Consider the following 18,259-nt stretch of genomic DNA (forward strand, 5'->3'; position numbering starts at 1 on the left):
GTATCTAGGATTTAAGGACTAAGCATGATTACTGATCTGATACAAAACGAATGGCTAAATGAGCCATGGCTGGTCGTCATTGGTGGTACTGTATTAGCCGCCACAGCTTTGTTTTTATTAAAGTTTGTGATCATCTATTGCTTAAAGAAATGGACCCAACGAACCGACTTTGTTTTCGACTCGTTACTGGTTGACTCACTGTCTACACCATTGACCTTGTGCACAATGATGGTGCTTGTGATCATTTTTGGTCAGTTATTAAACACCACCGGCTTTATGGCTGAGCACCCCTTACCTATTGCAGCCACCGCTAAAGCCATTTGTATTTTTGCCTTAGTGTTATTTTTAGATCATTTCTTATTTGGTACCGTTGATTATTACAGTGCCCGCTCAGTAGTGGTTTCGAATAGTCATAGCATCATTAAAGGATTAATCCGCTGCGCAATTGTGTGTGTTGGCTTATTGGTGTTATTAGGCACGTTGGGTATATCAATCACTCCGATTATTGCCTCTTTGGGCATTACCTCTCTTGCCGTAGCTTTGGCTTTACAACCGACACTCGAAAACTTCTTTTCTGGCGTTCAGTTGGTGATTGATAAACCGATTCGGGTCGGCGACTTTATAGAGCTTGAAAGTGGCGATCAAGGCTTTGTTGAGAAAATCGGTTGGCGCTCAACCTGGGTAAAAATGTTGCCAAATAACATGATAGTCATCCCCAATAGTCAGCTGTCTAAATCGCGCATCATTAACTATTTTTACCCAGAAAAAGAGCTCAGCGTCCCCGTTGAAGTGGGTGTTCATTATGGCTCTGACCTTGAAAAAGTTGAGCAGGTTACGTTGGATGTTGCTAGGCAGATATTAAAAAGCCATGAATGGGGCGTTGATGATTACGAAACCTTTGTGGTCTTTCATACATTTGATCAATCAAGCATCAACTTTACAGTCATGTTAAGAGTAAAAGAGTATTTTAACCGCTTTTGGGTAAAATCAGCTTTTATTAAAGCATTACACCAACGTTACGCAGAAGAAGGAATTGTTATTCCTTATCCAATTAGGGCAATTAATACCAGCCAAGAATCAGCCCAATTTAAACAGACTGATTGACCTAACTGAACTTATCACTATTGCGCTTTTATCAGGTTTATTTTGTCTCTTTTGAGACATTATTAACAGCGATTATACATATGCAATCAGCGCCTTGAATTTTTACTCTAAAATGTCATAAAAATCGCATAAACACTGTGACATACCTATTTTAGAGGCGTACTATATGCGCCCAGAAAGTGACAGCTTTCTGCGTCTTGTTATACAAATATTTAAGGTCAAACAATGAATGCTTGGTACCTCATTTGTTTTCTTTCAGCATTAGCTATTTTTATTGCTTTTGCTAACCAATACATCCTCAAAATGCAAACCACGATTGCTATAACAACAGGCTCTGTTGTTATTTCTTTACTACTTATTCTTGCCGTTAAAATGCTTGGCGATACTACCGCCCTCGAAATGACCCAAATTGTTTCTAGTATCAACTTTAATCAGTTGCTATTAAAAGGCATGCTCGGGTTTTTACTGTTCGCAGGTGCGCTGGAAATCAACTTAGCAGCCCTTCGTAAGCAACGCTGGGAAATTACCGCATTAGTGTTATTTTCAACCATAACCTCAACGGTCATTGTTGGTTACTTAAGCTATTATTTGTTTGCTTTTGTTGGCTGGCCAGTACCGTTTATTTATTGCTTGTTGTTTGGTGCTTTAATCAGCCCAACTGACCCGATTGCAGTTTTAGCCATTATTAAACAAATGCGAGCCCCAGAAGGTATTTCTGTGCAAGTTGAAGGTGAGTCTTTGTTTAATGATGGTATTGGTTTGGTGATTTTCACAACGATATTTTCAGTGGCCTTTTATGGCACCGAAGCCACCTTTACTGACGTTGCTGAATTGTTCTTAGTTGATGCAATTGGCGGTATCGTGTTTGGTCTCGTGATTGCGTTAGTCGGGCATTTTTTAATTATTAATAGCCGCGATGTGAACATTCGTTTGCTACTAACCTTGACCATTCCAACAGCCGGCTTTGCAGCAGCGAATATTTGGGAAATCTCAGGTGCGCTTGCTATGGTCACCAGTGGTATTTTACTTGGCAATATTACTCGTTCAAAAGCAACAGAGCGTACGGGGCCTGAAGATACTCGCTACGTAAAAGACTTTTGGCATGCCACCGATAGCTTTTTAAATGCCTTGCTGTTTTTGATTATCGGTATGCTAATTGTCACTATGCCGATTACTCTTGAAGAAATTGGCTTAGGTTTACTGATGGTACCTGTGGTGTTGCTAGCGAGATTTATAAGTGTAGGTGCGCCATTTGTATTCTTTAAAAAGTATCGCCAATACGATAAGCACTCGGTGAAAATACTCACTTGGGGTGGCTTACGGGGTGGTTTAGCACTAGCAATGGCAGCTGCTATCCCACGCGATCAAGTGATGATTGCAGGCTCAGATCTTCACAACCTAATTGTTATTGTCACCTACGTGGTAGTGATTTTCTCGATTATCGTACAAGGTTTAACAATTTCGCCGCTGATCCAAAGTAGTATTCAATCAGCAGAAGCGAAAAATTAAGCACTGTTTTTTATTTTAAAGGCTCGTTTATCGAGCCTTTTTTTGTGCTTTTTCTGCATACATTCGCGCGTCTGCAACAGACAGCAATTTAGTCAGCGAGCAAGGCTGCTGATCAGAAAAATCAGCAATGCCATAAGAGAAACTAAGCTCAATTTGATTATTAAAGCTATTAGGTAAGTGACTGAATGATAATAACAAGCGCTGCATTATAGTGTCGCATTCACTGCTATTTAAATCTGTAAATAAAATCACAAACTCATCACCGCTCAAACGAGCAAGTAAATCCGCTTTGCGACAACAGTTCTCTAGTAATCCTGCAAAATCTTTCAGTACTCTATCGCCAGCGGCATGACCAAATTTATCGTTAATTGTTTTAAAATTATCTATATCAATAAACACTAATTTTGCTTTTAAGTGCTGGCGAATACATAAATCAAGGTAATGCTCTGCAGTGCCAATAAAGCCGCGACGATTAGGCAATAAGGTAAGCTCATCGGTAGTGGCTAACTGCATAATTGCAAACTCTCGCTCGACGATTGCAGCAAAGTCTATTAGCGCTTTAGTTTCTTGTTTGCTAAAACTGCGCGGTTGATGATCGATAAGGCACAAAGTGCCAATTCTATTTCCTGATTTAAGTGTAATTGGGCAGCCCGCATAAAAGCGAATATTTGGGTCACCCATTACCAGTGGGTTGTCTGCAAAGCGCTTATCGTTTAAAGCATTTTCAACCACAAGCGGGTCTTTGTATAAAATAGCATGGGCGCAAAATGAAATGTCTCTTGCGGTCTCTGTTACATCAAGCCCTACACATGACTTAAACCACTGTCTGTGCTCGTCAATTAAACTGATAACACAAATTGGTACAGAGAAAAATTGCTGGGCAAGGCGAGTGATTCGGTCAAAGGCGGGTTCACTTTGAGAGTCTAAAACATCTAATGAGCGAAGCTCTTCAAGCCTAGCTTGCTCATTTAATGGCACTGAGGGTCGTTCCATTGAATTGCCTTGTAAGTTACAACACAAGTGTTTCTTAACGTTAGCAGAAAAAACCGCACAGTTGCATAAAAACAAATTTTATATTGAGTATTAAGCCCATGTATCTAGGTGTTTATTACCCTCTTCATCTTCTTCTATGGCACTTTTGTTGCCTTTATCTTCTTTTTTTGCAGCTTTTTTACGGCGTTCTATTTCACGTTTTTGACGCTTTTCAAGCTCAATTCGCTGCACGTTCGCATCTTTTACGCCCGCAATATGAAACGCACCTTTACTTTCCAACTGTAAGCGCGTAATTCGACCTAAAAAGGGGATCATGATATCCATTTGTACCTCCTGCTGTACCTCCTATCTAACCATTATATATCGGCAGTTATAAGATATACTTTAATTTCGAAAAAAAATGCTTGCCAAAGATTAGCAAAGCATGTTTATCTATATACGTAACTTATTTAAACAGATATACGCACTGGTTTACAAAAACGAGTGCAATACAGGAAAAATTATGCGCTTCAATCTGACAACTATCCATCATCACCATCATTCACCGGAATAGCCTGTCAGGTTTTTCGCTGAGAGGTTATTCCTAAAAGGAACCTCTGGCGAGTAATCAACCAAATTATTTATTTTCGCCCTGAGGTTCCCTCGGGGTTTTTAGTTTTTGAATTAAAGGAAAATGAATAATGAGCAATACCAACCGTTTACGAATCGCCATCCAAAAAGGCGGCCGCTTATCAAAAGACTGCCAAGATTTACTAAAGCAACTTGGTGTTAAATTAAATCTTCGTGAACAACGTTTAATCGCACACTCTACCAACATGCCAATTGACGTACTACGCGTGCGAGATGACGATATTCCGGGCCTAGTAATGGACGGTGTGTGTGACCTAGGTATCGTTGGTGAAAACGTACTTGTTGAAGTTCAAGCCGAACGCGAACGCCAAGGCGTGGCATTCGAAGTAAACAAACTTTCTAAACTTGATTTTGGTTACTGCCGCCTAGCACTTGCATGGCCACAAGAACTTGGTCCACAAGATAAAAGCTGGTTTGAAGGTAAACGCATTGCCACTACCTACCCAGAAATCTTAAGCCAATACCTAAAACGTGAAGGCATTAATGCAAGCACCGTCATGTTAACAGGCTCTGTTGAAGTCGCACCGCGTGCTGGTTTAGCTGATGCAATCTGTGACCTAGTGTCTACCGGTGCAACCTTAGAAGCTAATGGCTTAATGCAAGGCGACACCATCTTAGAATCAAATGCATGTTTAATTCAAAACAAAGACCTTACTGATCAAAGCAAACTTGATTTAATCAACACGTTAATGCCGCGTTTACGTGGTGTGCGCCAAGCAAAAGAAAGTAAATACATCATGCTACACGCACCAAAAGCAAAGCTTGATGAAGTATGCGACTTACTACCAGGCACAGGCCAACCGACTTTACTATCGCTTGCTGGTAGCGACGATTATGTAGCACTACACATGGTTAGCAGCGAAACCCTTTTCTGGGAAACAATGGAACAGTTAAAAGCACTGGGTGCCAACTCAATTCTTGTTATGCCAATTGAAAAAATGATGGAGTAATTATCCATGTTTCGCTGGAATGAGGAAAATCAACAAGCACAGCAGGCGGTTCTTACCCGCCCTGCTGTTACTGCAAGTAAAGAGGTTGAAGCAATTTGTATCGACATCTTAAATGCAGTTAAAACTGAGGGTGACGCAGCGTTATTAAAAATGGCAAAAGAGTTTGATAAGCGCGAAACACCTCGCTTATTAGTGCCAATTGAAGAAATTAATCAAGCTGAGCAGTTATTATCAAACGAGTTAAAAGCCGCCATCGAAACGGCCTATGCCAATGTAAAACGTTTTCACCAAGCACAATTACCAAAAGACATTAAGTTAACAACGCAACCTGGCGTATTGTGTGAACTTAAATATCAAGCCATTGAAGCGGTAGGCATTTACGTGCCAGGTGGCAGTGCGCCACTGCCATCGTCAGTGATTATGCAAGGGGTACTTGCACAGTTAAGTGGTGCACAAACCGTTGTGCTTACTACACCTGTAAAAGCCGATGAAACTATCAACCCAGCCATTTTATATGCGGCAAAACTATGTGGTATTAAAACCATTGTAGAAAGTGGCGGCGCCGGAGCGATTGCAGCAATGGCATACGGTACAGAATCAGTGCCTAAGGTGAACAAGATTTTTGGCCCGGGAAATAGCTTTGTCACCATGGCAAAACAACTTGTTGCGCAAACTATTCCGGGCATGGCGATTGATATGCCAGCGGGCCCTTCTGAAGTGCTAGTGATTGCTGATGAGCGTGCAAACCCAGAGTTTATTGCGGCAGATTTATTATCGCAAGCAGAGCACGGTGCGGATTCACAGGTTATTTTACTGTGTAACAGCGAACGCATTATTGAAAAAACACAGCAAGCATTAACAGAGCAGCTAGCAAAGTTGAGTCGTAAAGACACTGCCGAGCAAGCCCTTGCTAACTCAAGCTTGATATTAGTCGACTCGGTTGAGCAAGCCTTTGCAGTGTCTGCTGAATATGGCCCTGAGCACCTTATTCTTCAGCTTGCTGATGCGCAGCCTTATTTAAGCTTAGTGAAAAATGCCGGCTCAGTATTTGTAGGTGATTACACTCCGGAGTCTGCCGGAGACTATGCATCGGGTACGAACCACGTACTACCAACGTATGGTTACAGTGCGACCTATTCGAGCTTAAACTTACTGGACTTCTTTAGAACTTACACAGTGCAAACCATCAGTAAAAATGGCTTACGTGAATTATCTAAAGCAATTTTACCTTTAGCTGCAGCAGAGGGGCTTGATGCTCACGCTAATGCTGTTTCAATTCGTCTTGAGGCTATGAACAATGAGCGATAATTCAAAAATAACAACGCTGTTGCCAGATAACATTGCAGCGCTTACAGCCTACAGTTCGGCGAAAAGTGAAAAGCTGACAGGCACAACCTGGTTAAATGCCAATGAAAGCCCTTATTCTCGTACGCCAAATATCAATTTAGCTGATTTAAATCGCTACCCAGATCCGCAGCCTCAGCAAGTGATCAATCGTTACGCTTGCTATGCTAATTTAGAGCCAGAGCAAGTACTGATGACTCGTGGCGCTGATGAAGGTATTGAGCTATTAGTACGTACTTTTTGTAGCCCAGCTAAAGAAAGCATCGCACTCTTTTTGCCAACTTACGGCATGTACAAAGTCACTGCTGATACCCACAACATTGCGATTAACGGTTTAACTCAAGAGCTGTTATTAAAAGGCACGGTTGATGAAATTGTCACTGCAGTTGCTGATTCAAAGCTGGTGTTTATTTGTAACCCAAATAACCCTACCGGCAGCATGACAAGCTTAGACAAAATCAGAAAAATCACCCAACAACTTGCGGGTAAAGCGATTGTAGTGGTTGATGAAGCTTATATAGAATTTTGCCCAGAACAAACAGCGGCAAGCCTAATCAACGAGTTTAGTAACCTTGTGGTACTAAGAACCTTATCAAAAGCATTTGCACTTGCAGGTTTAAGAACAGGCTTCACGCTAGCCAACAGCGAGCTGCTTGCACCTATTCGTAAAGTGATTGCGCCTTACCCTGTATCAACGGTGGTGGCGAGCATTGCAGCAGATGCATTAAGTAGTGACAACATCGCTTCAATGCGCCGTCAGGTGACTATTCTAAATAGCTTAAAAGGCAAACTGAAAAGCTGGCTTGAGCAATCACCTGCCGTTATCAAAGTACTGAGCGGTGAAGGTAACTTCGTCACCTTAAAACTAAAAGACAAACAATCATTTAATATCGCACTTGAGCAAGGACTCGTGATGCGTGCCTTCACCTTATATGGTGAAAATGATTGGTTACGAATTTCTATCGGTAACGAGCAAGAACTAGAACAAGTAAAAATTTGGTTAGATGGTTTATCACTGACCAGCAAAACAGTAGAACAGGAATTATCATGAGCAACCCGTATTTATTTATTGACCGCGATGGCACGATTATCGAAGAGCCTATCACCGACAAACAGGTTGATAGCCTAGAAAAATTAGTGTTCTTGCCGAATGTGATCCCTGCTCTATTACAACTTCAAGCGGCAGGTTACCGCCTTGTGATGGTTTCAAACCAAGATGGTTTAGGCACTGATAGCTTCCCGACAGCTGATTTTGATATTGCCCAAGACAAGATGATGGATATCTTAAACAGCCAAGGGATTAAATTTGATGAAGTTCTGATCTGCCCTCACTTTGATGAGCAAAATTGTGACTGCCGTAAACCAAAAACTGGTTTACTTACTGAGCTGATGCGCTCAGGTAAAGTCGATTTAGCACGCTCATTTGTGATTGGCGACCGCCAAACAGATATCGGACTTGCTAATAACTTATGCTGCGAAGGTATTTTGTATGATGGCAGTTGGGATGCCATTGTCACTAAGCTGACAACCGCGAACCGTGAAGGCCGTGTCACTCGCAATACCAAAGAAACGCAAATCGATGTGCAAGTTAATTTAGACCAAACAAAAAATGGCGAAATTAGCACTGGCCTTGGCTTTTTCGACCACATGCTTGACCAAATTCGTACACACGCCAATATCGGACTTAATATTCAAGCCACTGGCGACTTACACATTGATGAGCACCACCTAGTTGAAGATATCGGCATTGCACTTGGCCTTGCCCTTAAACAAGCGCTAGGTACAAAAACGCAAATTGGTCGCTATGGTTTTGCACTCCCTATGGATGAATGTAAAGCAGAAGCGCAAATTGACTTATCGGGCCGTGCCTCGTTTGTATTAAATGCTGATTTTAGCCGTGAAAAAGTCGGCGACTTAGACGTACAAATGGTTGAGCACTTCTTTAAAAGCTTAAGTGATAATGCCGCCATGAGCTTAATTCTGTCGGTTAGCGATGGTAATTGTCACCACCAAGTTGAAGGCCTTTTTAAAGCGTTTGCAAGAGCACTTCGCGCTGCGATTGCAAAAGATGCTTCGCAACAAACAGCAAGCTCTAAGGGGTGTTTATGATTGCCATAATTAATACCGGTTGCGCCAACATTAACTCTGTTCGTTTTGCCTTTGAACGCTTAGGAAAAACGCCTGAGGTTATCACCTCACCTGAGCAACTAAAAGGCTTTGAACGTGCCATTTTACCCGGCGTAGGTCATGCTTCTGTTGCCATGAAACGCTTAAAAGACGGTGGTTGGCAACAAGCAATTGATGAATATCAGCGTCCGTTGATGGGCATTTGTTTAGGCATGCAATTACTTTGCGACAGCACTGAAGAAGGCAATGTTGATTGCCTTGGCAAAATTCCAGGTATTGTTAAGCACTTAGATGTGGGCACATTAACTTCACCGCACATGGGCTGGAACGACCTAAGTGTATTAAAAGAGCATGCCCTCACCAAAGGGTTATCAGCGCAAGATCAAGTGTACTTTGTGCATAGCTTTGCTCACACAGTGAACGATGCCACCCTAGTTAGCGGTGAATACGGGCAAGCTTTTTCAGCAATTGTTGCCAAAGATAACTACGCAGGCATGCAGTTCCACCCAGAGCGAAGCGCCAAAGTAGGCACACGACTTTTACAAAACTTTTTAGATTGGCAGCTGTAAGCGCAGCAAAAAATAAGAGAAATAAACGTGATTATTCCAGCACTCGATGTATTACAAAACCAAATTGTGCGCTTATACCAAGGTAAGTATGATACCGCACAATTTTACCCTTACGAACTTGGCCCACGCTTACAAGAGTACGCAAATAGCGGCGCAGGCAAACTACACTTAGTTGATTTAGAAGGCGCACGCGATCCAAATAAAAAACAGTGGCAGCATATTCAAGCTGCAACCAAAGCGCTTAATGTTCCTTATCAAGTTGGCGGCGGTATTCGCTCTGAACAAGATGTTGCTGACTGGCTTGAAGCCGGTGCTAATCAAGTCGTGATCGGCTCAATGGCCGTTGAAAAACGTGAGCAAGTACAGGCCTGGATTGAAAAGTTTGGCAGTGAACACTTTGTTATCGCACTAGATGTTAATAAAACTGACAACGGCTGGGCACCAGCAACACATGGTTGGTTAAGTGAATCTGAGTTTGGCTTGTTCGAACTTGTTGATTTTTACGTGGCACTGGGTGTGGTTGATTTTCTGTGTACTGACATCAGCAAAGACGGCACCATGACCGGCCCTTCGTTTGCACTTTATGAAGATTTAACTAACCACAACAGTGAGATTAAAGTTCAAGCATCAGGCGGTGTAAGCTCACTGGATGATATTGCAAAGCTGAAAAAACTGGGTGTTGGCGGTGTTATCTTAGGTAAATCATTACTCGATGGTGCCTTTAATGTTGAGGAGGCGCTAGCATGTTATCAAAACGCATAATCCCTTGTTTAGATGTAAAAGACGGCCAAGTCGTTAAAGGCGTTAAATTTAAAGGCCATGAAGTGGTTGGTGATATCCTAACGCTTGCCAAAGCCTACAGCGATGCCGGTGCAGATGAACTGGTGTTTTATGAAATCAGTGCCAGCGTCGAAAAACGCCTACTTGATGTTAATTGGGTAGAGAATATTGCACGCCACATTGATATTCCATTTTGTGTAGCGGGCGGCATTAAATCTGTTGCTGATGCAGCACGTGTTTTAGAGCGTGGCGCAGATAAAATCAGTATTAACAGCCCTGCAATTGCTCGCCCAGAGCTTATCAAAGAATTACACGATGAGTTTGGTAAACAATGCGTGGTTGTGGGTATTGATAGCTTTTATGATGAAAACACTGACGAGTATTTAGTGTATCAGCTGACTGGCGACCCAAATGCATCAAGCCGTACTCGCTACAAAACCGAAGAATGGGTTAAGCGTGTGCAAGACCTAGGCGCTGGTGAAATCGTGCTCAATTGCATGAACCAAGACGGCGTGCGTAAAGGCTACGACAATGTTCAGCTATCAAAAATGCGTGCACTGTGCGATATTCCACTAATTGCATCGGGCGGCGCAGGTACGATGCAAGACTTTGTTGATGTGTTTCAACAAAGCCAAGTTGATGGCGCGCTCGCTGCCAGCGTATTTCACAAGAACGTCATTGATATTGGCGAACTAAAACAATTTTTAACTGATAATAATGTAGCGGCTAGACTATGCAATTAACCAAAGACACTCTTTCTCAAGTCGATTTTGCCAAAAGCGAGTTGATCCCAGCTATCGTGCAAGATGCACGCTCTGGGGTGATTTTAATGCAAGGCTTTATGAATCAAGATGCATTAGCTGCCACTTTCGACAAACAAAAAGTAACCTTTTACTCGCGCTCTAAAGAGCGTTTATGGACCAAAGGCGAAACATCAGAAAACTACCTTGAAGTAGTCTCAGTTCACACCGACTGCGATTACGACTCACTATTAGTCCTGGCAAACCCACTTGGGCCAACATGCCACCTTGGTACACAAAGCTGCTTTGGCGATGATGCTAAACCTAGCTTGTCGTTTTTAGCTGAGCTTGAACAAGTGATTGTTTCGCGTAAAGACGATGACCCGAGCAAAAGCTACACTGCGTCTTTGTTTGCAAAAGACTTAAGCCGTAGTTGCCAAAAAGTGGGTGAAGAAGGTGTTGAAGTTGCCCTTGCAGCCATGAAACATGATAACGATGAATTAACCAATGAATCGGCAGACTTACTGTATCACTTAACCGTGTTATTACAGCGCCAAGGCCTATCATTGGCTGATGTGGTGAACTGTTTACAAGGCCGCCATAAGTAATAAATATAGAGTGTGGTATCTAAATACCGCACTCTATTGCTGTTTTAACGCTTCTAACACAATTTTAAATGCAGGCGAAGGTTGCCTTCGGCTCGGGTAATACAAATAATAACCGGGAAATGCGGGGCACCAATCAGCTAACACTTTAATTAAATTACCATTTTTTATATGCTCACCAAACTCTTCTTCAGGTAGAAACGCAATACCTAACCCCTGTAAAGCCGCATCAACAATATGATGAGAGGTATTAAAGATTAATTGACCGCGTACATTCACATTAAGTTCTTCACCCTCTTTTTCAAACTCCCACGCATATAAACCGCCATGAGTCGGAAAGCGAATATTGATACAATTATGTGCAGTAAGATCCTTTGGTGTTTTAGGCTTTTGATGCTTAGTAAAATACTCAGGGCTTGCAACCGCTGCCATATTGAGCTCTTTACCAATAGGCACTGCAATCATATCTTTATCTATAGTTTCGCCAAGGCGAACACCAGCGTCGATACGCTGAGCAACAATGTCTGTGTAGCCATAGTTAACATTAAACTCAATATTAATATCTGGGTATTGCTTTAATACATTGGCCAGTTTTGGGAGTAATGTGTTCTGAATGATAAAATCACCACAAGTAATTTTTACCGTACCCGCAGGTTTGTCTCTGAGTTCAGTTAAGGCTTCTAGCTCATTTTCGATATCATCAAAACGATGCCCGATTGCATTGAGTAAACGCTCCCCGGCGAGTGTCGGTGATACGCTTCGAGTTGTTCTGGTTAACAAACGAATATCTAAGTTTGCTTCTAGTGAACGAATAGCTTGACTCAAGGCAGACTGAGTTACGCCTAACTGAGCAGCAGCACGCGTAAAACTGCCAGTTCTTGCCACAATGACAAAATAGTTCAATTCATTGAGGTTTTGTTTGATCATCCACCAGCCTATTAATAAGTATTACTAATAAAGCATATTAGTATTCATTAGCTAGTCTATTCAACCTATGTCTGAAAAAATACTCCATCACATTTAACTGTATGGACTAGCATGACAAGTTACTCAACCTATCAAGATGATCAGCCTATCGAGCAGCAAGCTAATTGGAGTGGGGTTTTTGCGATGACATTATGTATTTTCGCCTTAATAGCCTGCGAGTTTATGCCTGTAAGCTTATTAACACCTATGGCTGAAGATTTATCAATTAGTAAAGGCATGGTTGGTCAGGGGTTAGCAATATCTGGCTTTTTTGCGGTGGTCACAAGTCTATTCATGAGTCCTTTATTTGCTAAAAGTGATCGAAAAACCTTACTAGTCGCTCTGACCTTGATAATGCTACTGTCAACTTTAACAATCTCTGTAGCTGATAGTTACGCTGTTTATATGCTTGGTCGTGCGTTAATCGGCTTAGTCATTGGTGGCTATTGGTCACTTTCAACTGCTTCTGCAATGCGCTTAGTTCCCGAGGAAAAAGTGCCTAAAGCACTGGCAGTATTTAATGGTGGTAATGGTCTTGCCATGATAATTGCAGCACCAATTGGCAGTTATTTAGGCAGTGTTCTTGGCTGGCGAGGCGCGTTTATGTGTTTAGTGCCATTTATCGCTATTGCTGTATTTTGGCAATGGCAGGCTTTGCCTAGCATGCCAGCTCAGCAGCAATCAAAAGGACCTTTTTCTGCATTTAAGTTATTTAAAAAGCCACTCGTCCGTTTTGGTATGCTAGCTGTCGCGCTGCTATTTATGGGGCAATTTACTTTATTTACCTATGTAAGGCCCTTTTTAGAGTCAGCGTTTCAAGCCACCAGCCAACAAGTCTCTATGGTGTTATTTGTTATTGGTTTTGCAGGCTTTATTGGCACCTTATTGATCAGTAAGGTCATAAAACTCAGTTTAGCGTTTGCCTTAATAGCTGCCCCTACGGTTATGGCTTTAATAGCATTTTGTTTAGCTAATCAAATATCTCTTTTTAACATCAACATCGTATTACTTGGATTATGGGGGTTAATTGCAACTGCAGCGCCTGTTGCTTGGTGGAGCTGGGTAGCTCGTGCTTTACCAAAAGATGCTGAAGTTGCAGGAGGATTGATGGTAGCAATTATTCAATTTTCGATAGCGCTAGGCTCAACATTCGGCGGCATATTATTCGATGTTTATGACTACCCTATTACCTTCTTTGTTAGCGCAGCTATCTTATTTTTTGCAGCCATTGCCAGCTATTTCACTATAAAAACACCCTAAAAAATCATTAGGTGCTCATACTTGGGCTACCTAATGTTCATTTTAAGCACATAAAGATACAATCGACACTTTTAGGCAATAAATCGACTGTTCTAATATAACGCCAAACTGCACAAATAACCGACAATAACCTCATCAAAGCTGCATTGTGAAAACCAATTGCAGTCCCTGTTAATCAAAAAATAGGAGAGTGTTATGACAACCTCAACTGATAATTTTTACCAAAGCGATGCTGTTAACTTTGAAAAAGTAATTTTCAAAAACCAATTACAAATGAATGTAGTCGGTAATCTTTTTACACCTAAAAATGCAGAAAAAGGTGCGAATCTTCCAGCACTTGTAATTGGTCATCCTATGGGTGCGGTAAAAGAGCAAAGTGCTACTTTATATGCAACTAAACTGGCAGAGCTAGGCTTTGTAACTTTGGCAGTTGATCTTAGCTTCTGGGGCGAAAGTGACGGCGAACCACGTAATACTGTACTACCTGATTTATACGCAGAGTCATTCAGTGCCGGTGTCGATTACCTTGCTAGCCGTTCATACGTCAACAAAGAAAGCATTGGTGGTTTAGGTGTATGTGGTAGTGGTGGTTTCATCATTAGTGCCGCAAAAATTGACCCACGTATCAAAGCTGTGGCAACAGTTAGTATGTATGACATGGGTGGCGCAACGCGCAATGGTTTAGGCAACTCTATTGATCTTGATATGCGTAAAGATATGCTCGATGAGGCTGCAGAGCAACGTAATGTTGAGTACCTTGGTGGCGAAGTACAATACACTGGCGGCTGCCCCCATCACATTGATGAAAGCTCACACCCAATTGCAAAAGAGTTTTATGACTTTTACCGCACTGAGCGTGGTGAATATACACCAGAGCGTTCATCAGCAGATTTAACAACTCACCCAACATTAAGCAGCAATGTGCGTTTTATGAACTTTTATCCATTTAACGATATTGAGACTATTTCACCACGTCCATTACTGTTTGTTGCCGGTGAACACGCTCACTCATTTGAGTTTAGCCAACAAGCCTATGATTTAGCTGCTGAACCTAAACAATTATTGGTTGTACCAAATGCAGGTCATGTTGATTTATATGATGATGTGGGTTTAATTCCATTCACTAAAATTGCTGAATTTTTCACAGCAAGTCTTTAACTAAAACGTGTCATGGTAACGAATGGGACATAGGGATATGCCCATTCGTTTTTTATACCAATTCGCTTAATTAACTATTATTGCCCATTGGTATTATATGTAGCCGGCTATTTAGCCGTTGCTAAAAACGCCTCTACATCTCGTTTTGGTGATAAACCAAAAAACCGAGAATACTCACGAGAAAATTGTGAAGGGCTTTCGTAGCCAACCTTAAAAGCAGCACCTGAGGCATCCATACTCTCGCCAACCATCAACCTTCTTGCTTCCATTAACCTTAAACGCTTTTGATATTGCAACGGACTCATTGAAGTTAGATCTCGAAAATGATGGTGGAAAGTCGATTTACTCATTTTCGCAAGACCCGCTAAGTCCTCTACACTCAAGGGTTGATCATAGTTTTCTTTTAACCACTTAACACTACGTGCAATTCTAAGCCCTTGGCTACCTGTTGACACTATATGGCGAAGCTCTGCCCCATGCTCACTGTTAAGTACACGCCAAAAAATTTCGCGTTTAATTAATGGCGCAAGTACTGACATAGACTCAGGATCATCAACCAGATCAATTAATCGTGTAAAAGCGTTAAGTAGTGGCTCAGTCATCTCACCTAAGGTCATTCCCTTATTGAGTGATTGCTTGTTTAATTTGTCGAGCGGTATTTGCGAAATCAGTTCACCTAACATAGCCAAATCAAGCTTTAACACTAAGCCTAAATAAGGTGCGTCGTCTTTTGCTTCAAGAACTTGCATTTTTGCAGGCAAATCAATTGAGGTAATCAAGTACTTGTGTGGGTCATACTTGAAAACATCTTCGCCCAAGGTCATGCTTTTTGCCCCTTGTAGCACCAGTGCAATACTTGGTTCAACCACACACATTGAACAAGAGGTGGCGGCCTGTGTTTGTCGATAAAAAAACAAATCCTCAATCACGCTATCAGCGGTTTCTTGCTGGCCAATAAGCGGCGCAATCTTATCTGCTAAAGCAGCGCTCATTTTAGCAATAGCATCATAATCTGAATGCATAACCAACCCAATTAAATTCAAGATACTTAACTATACGCTCGGTTATACAATATTGACCAGTGGTAAATTTGCCGCCTCGGACTAATAGGCAATAACTTGCGTGCATTGTACTTTTTAAAGGCACAGTTTTTAGCCAAAATGAAGATTCGTTCGGTTACAAACACATGGAGAAAAGTATGAAGTATATTATCGGTACCCTTATCTTAACGATGAGTGCATTTAGTCATGCAGAAAACGCCTCTTCACAACGTTTAGAATTACCGCAAATCACAGTGCAAAAAAATGGCACTCAGTACCCAATGACTGGGCTCGACAAGTATTTCACGGGCAAAGTACGCGTCGAGCCTAGTTTCCAAGCTCATGGCGAAGCGAAAGCCGCTGGTGCCATGGTAACCTTTGAGCCAGGTGCTCGCACAAACTGGCACACTCACCCTGTTGGCCAAACCTTAATTGTTACATCAGGTATGGGTTGGGTTAATCAGTGGCACGGACAACCTCAGGTTATAAAACCAGGTGACGTTGTACATATTCCTGCTAATGTTAAACATTGGCACGGTGCTACAGATAAAACAGCCATGATGCACTTAGCTATTCAAGAGTCAAAAGACGGTAAGGTTGTTGATTGGTTAGAGCCAGTAACAGATAAGCAATATTTAAAAAAGCAGTAAAGATGGTAAGTGAAATGCAAATAAAGTTCACCAGTAACGGCAAAACTATGCAAGCGACTCTAGAAAGTAACAATGCCGCTAAGCATTTTTATCAACTTCTACCACTGACTCTAAAAGTAGAAGACTTTGCCAATGCTGAGAAAATTGCCACTTTACCAGAGAAATTAAATCTACAAGGCTTACCTGCTGGCACTGATGCTAACGCAGGAGACATTACTTATTACGCACCTTGGGGTAACCTTGCGCTCTTTTATAAGCAGCAAAGTTATGCAAATGGTCTGATAAAACTTGGTAAAATAACGGGCGATAGTCAGTTTTTTAAAAGTTTAGGCCAAGCGGATGTCACTATAGAGCCCTTGTAGTAGATACTAACTCTCCAGTTAGCAAAGCTGCTTCTGTACGCCACAAAGCAGCTTTTTTATTGCCTGACTTTATCTGCCCAGTGCTTTTAAAACATCACGAGCAAAATCATGCTCACTAAAGCCTTTAAGCCCTGCAAGGTCGTACCCTCGCCTAACAATCACTATCTGCTCGCTTGGAATGATCACTAAAAATTGACCACGGTTGCCTCGCGCTGCAATGGTATCGTTTGGTAACTCAGGAAAACGTTCGTTATAAAGCCACCACTGTGCGCCGTATCCTGGTGCCGTTTCTGGGGGTTGAGCAGGGGCTGGTTTACTAATATAACTTAACCAGTCTTTTGGTAATATTTGCTCACCTTGCCAGCGGCCATTATTCAGGTGTAATAGCCCTAAGCGAGCAAGATCCCGAGAAGTAGTCCACACTTGCGATGACAAAATATAGTCACTTTGCCAATCTGACTCTAAAAACGTGTGCTGCATGCCGATTTTATCGAGTAAATTGTCATATGGATAACGTAAATAGCTCGCTTCATCGTTAAACGTTTCTCGTAAGGTACGTAGCGCTAACATGGTGTCGTTATTAGCGTATTTCCAACGGCTACCTGGCTTAACTTCTAACGCAGTATGCGTTGCTGTGTCAGACACTAAACCTCCGCCCATATAGACACGATCCGTACGATTGCCCGCTTTATTACTGTCTAAGCCCGATGCCATATGAAGCAAGTTTTCAAGGGTAATTTCGCCGCGTGGGTCAAGCGGGTGAGACCAGCTTTCAAGCCCCGCAGGCTTAGTAACATCAAGTCGCTTTTGCGCTACCGCCACACCAATAATGCTCGCGCCAATACTTTTTGCAACAGACCAAGTACGCTGGGCGGTTTCAGGGGTAAAACCGGCTTTATATTGCTCTGCTAGAATCGCCTCAGGGCTTGCTATTAAAATTGCCGAAGTTCGTGCGCCTTCACCATAATGACGAGTAAAAGCCTGTGCAATAACCTCATCAAGCGCCTTATTGCCCGTCGCTTTATTAACACCATTTAGCGTTTGCCAAGGCTTACCATCATCCTTTTGATAGGCTAAGTTTTCTTTAAACGGTGCTTGCACGAGTGTTGCAGCTTTAAGGCTTACCCCTACGGGTAAATCAACACAGCCTAAACGAGGCCGCCACACCGATATACGTTGCTTATCTTTATCGTAATCAACAATGACTCGTTTATGCTCAGTATCAATGTTCGCTTTTAGTGTTTTTACAGTGTCTGCGATTAAAGGGTAAATACCGGTAAGTTCATCAATATCGATTTGATCTTTGCTTTTGCCAGCGTTAAACGTGGCACTACAGGTAAAATTGGCGACGTACCCAGCGGCATAAGCGTTCAAGGTTGTATCTGTTTCTTCGCTACAAACAAAAAAGCTAGTGCACAACAACGTACTCAGGAAGGTTATTTTTTTCATTATTACTCCATGGAGGCCAAAGA

General features: G+C 42.1%; 19 protein-coding genes. 14 read left to right on the plus strand and 5 right to left on the minus strand.

Annotated elements, in window-relative coordinates; genetic code table 11:
- Nucleotides 1-24 precede the first annotated feature (24 nt).
- Both EXT43_RS17980 and EXT43_RS17985 read left to right on the plus strand, forming a co-directional pair.
- Complete coding sequence (locus tag EXT43_RS17980) at nt 25-1,104, plus strand: mechanosensitive ion channel family protein (RefSeq protein WP_130167610.1); 1,080 nt, start codon at nt 25-27, stop codon at nt 1,102-1,104.
- 225 nt (nt 1,105-1,329) lie between these two features.
- The gene (locus tag EXT43_RS17985) at nt 1,330-2,613 is read left to right on the plus strand and encodes a sodium:proton antiporter (RefSeq protein WP_130167611.1); all 1,284 of its coding nucleotides are present in this window, start codon (nt 1,330-1,332) and stop codon (nt 2,611-2,613) included.
- Nucleotides 2,614-2,640: 27 nt separating this feature from the next.
- Here the strand turns inward: EXT43_RS17985 and EXT43_RS17990 are convergent, their stop codons facing one another.
- The gene (locus EXT43_RS17990; protein ID WP_130167612.1) at nt 2,641-3,606 is read right to left on the minus strand and encodes a sensor domain-containing diguanylate cyclase; all 966 of its coding nucleotides are present in this window, start codon (nt 3,604-3,606) and stop codon (nt 2,641-2,643) included.
- 90 nt (nt 3,607-3,696) lie between these two features.
- Nucleotides 3,697-3,930, minus strand: coding sequence for a hypothetical protein (locus EXT43_RS17995; protein WP_054563880.1), 234 nt, complete (start codon nt 3,928-3,930; stop codon nt 3,697-3,699).
- A gap of 356 nt (nt 3,931-4,286) precedes the next feature.
- Between EXT43_RS17995 and hisG the strand changes: the two genes are divergently transcribed.
- Genes hisG through hisIE form a run of 8 tightly spaced genes read left to right on the plus strand, consistent with a single transcriptional unit; the run spans nt 4,287 to nt 11,354 of the window.
- Nucleotides 4,287-5,186: an ATP phosphoribosyltransferase gene (gene hisG, locus EXT43_RS18000; RefSeq protein ID WP_062565651.1), complete on the plus strand. Its 900-nt coding sequence runs from the start codon at nt 4,287-4,289 to the stop codon at nt 5,184-5,186.
- A gap of 6 nt (nt 5,187-5,192) precedes the next feature.
- Nucleotides 5,193-6,494, plus strand: coding sequence for a histidinol dehydrogenase (gene hisD, locus EXT43_RS18005; RefSeq protein WP_062565652.1), 1,302 nt, complete (start codon nt 5,193-5,195; stop codon nt 6,492-6,494).
- On the plus strand, nt 6,484-7,581 hold the full coding sequence (gene hisC / locus EXT43_RS18010) for a histidinol-phosphate transaminase (RefSeq protein WP_130167613.1): 1,098 nt from the start codon (nt 6,484-6,486) through the stop codon (nt 7,579-7,581). Before hisD ends, hisC begins: the two co-directional genes overlap by 11 nt.
- Nucleotides 7,578-8,639, plus strand: coding sequence for a bifunctional histidinol-phosphatase/imidazoleglycerol-phosphate dehydratase HisB (gene hisB / locus EXT43_RS18015; RefSeq protein ID WP_054563884.1), 1,062 nt, complete (start codon nt 7,578-7,580; stop codon nt 8,637-8,639). The genes hisC and hisB overlap by 4 nt, the downstream gene beginning before the upstream one ends.
- A complete protein-coding gene (gene hisH / locus EXT43_RS18020; protein WP_062565654.1) occupies nt 8,636-9,226 on the plus strand; it encodes an imidazole glycerol phosphate synthase subunit HisH in 591 nt (196 codons plus the stop codon). Before hisB ends, hisH begins: the two co-directional genes overlap by 4 nt.
- 27 nt (nt 9,227-9,253) lie before the next feature.
- The gene (locus EXT43_RS18025) at nt 9,254-9,988 is read left to right on the plus strand and encodes a 1-(5-phosphoribosyl)-5-[(5-phosphoribosylamino)methylideneamino] imidazole-4-carboxamide isomerase (protein WP_062565655.1); all 735 of its coding nucleotides are present in this window, start codon (nt 9,254-9,256) and stop codon (nt 9,986-9,988) included.
- A complete protein-coding gene (hisF, locus tag EXT43_RS18030) occupies nt 9,970-10,749 on the plus strand; it encodes an imidazole glycerol phosphate synthase subunit HisF (RefSeq protein ID WP_062565656.1) in 780 nt (259 codons plus the stop codon). The genes EXT43_RS18025 and hisF overlap by 19 nt, the downstream gene beginning before the upstream one ends.
- A complete protein-coding gene (hisIE, locus tag EXT43_RS18035) occupies nt 10,740-11,354 on the plus strand; it encodes a bifunctional phosphoribosyl-AMP cyclohydrolase/phosphoribosyl-ATP diphosphatase HisIE (RefSeq protein ID WP_062565657.1) in 615 nt (204 codons plus the stop codon). The genes hisF and hisIE overlap by 10 nt, the downstream gene beginning before the upstream one ends.
- Nucleotides 11,355-11,387: 33 nt before the next feature.
- On the opposite strand, the gene EXT43_RS18040 is transcribed toward hisIE, so the two are convergent.
- Nucleotides 11,388-12,278, minus strand: a complete 891-nt coding sequence (locus tag EXT43_RS18040; protein ID WP_062565658.1) for a LysR family transcriptional regulator — start codon at nt 12,276-12,278, stop codon at nt 11,388-11,390.
- A 111-nt stretch (nt 12,279-12,389) separates the two neighbouring features.
- Here EXT43_RS18040 and EXT43_RS18045 point away from each other — a divergent pair, with 111 nt between their 5' ends.
- Entirely contained in the window at nt 12,390-13,577 is a 1,188-nt protein-coding gene (locus tag EXT43_RS18045; RefSeq protein WP_062565659.1) for an MFS transporter, read from the plus strand.
- A gap of 195 nt (nt 13,578-13,772) precedes the next feature.
- On the plus strand, nt 13,773-14,735 hold the full coding sequence (locus EXT43_RS18050; protein ID WP_058584162.1) for an alpha/beta hydrolase: 963 nt from the start codon (nt 13,773-13,775) through the stop codon (nt 14,733-14,735).
- 107 nt (nt 14,736-14,842) lie between these two features.
- Here the strand turns inward: EXT43_RS18050 and EXT43_RS18055 are convergent, their stop codons facing one another.
- The gene (locus EXT43_RS18055; protein ID WP_062565660.1) at nt 14,843-15,757 is read right to left on the minus strand and encodes an AraC family transcriptional regulator; all 915 of its coding nucleotides are present in this window, start codon (nt 15,755-15,757) and stop codon (nt 14,843-14,845) included.
- Between the two features lie 176 nt (nt 15,758-15,933).
- Between EXT43_RS18055 and EXT43_RS18060 the strand changes: the two genes are divergently transcribed.
- Nucleotides 15,934-16,425: a cupin domain-containing protein gene (locus EXT43_RS18060; protein WP_105181850.1), complete on the plus strand. Its 492-nt coding sequence runs from the start codon at nt 15,934-15,936 to the stop codon at nt 16,423-16,425.
- Between the two features lie 14 nt (nt 16,426-16,439).
- Nucleotides 16,440-16,787, plus strand: coding sequence for a cyclophilin-like fold protein (locus EXT43_RS18065; protein WP_062565934.1), 348 nt, complete (start codon nt 16,440-16,442; stop codon nt 16,785-16,787).
- A gap of 69 nt (nt 16,788-16,856) precedes the next feature.
- Here the strand turns inward: EXT43_RS18065 and EXT43_RS18070 are convergent, their stop codons facing one another.
- Entirely contained in the window at nt 16,857-18,236 is a 1,380-nt protein-coding gene (locus EXT43_RS18070; RefSeq protein WP_130167614.1) for a serine hydrolase, read from the minus strand.
- Between the last annotated feature and the right edge of the window lie 23 nt (nt 18,237-18,259).

This window comes from Pseudoalteromonas sp. CO109Y, assembly GCF_004208935.1.
Classification (GTDB): Bacteria; Pseudomonadota; Gammaproteobacteria; order Enterobacterales; family Alteromonadaceae; genus Pseudoalteromonas; species Pseudoalteromonas shioyasakiensis.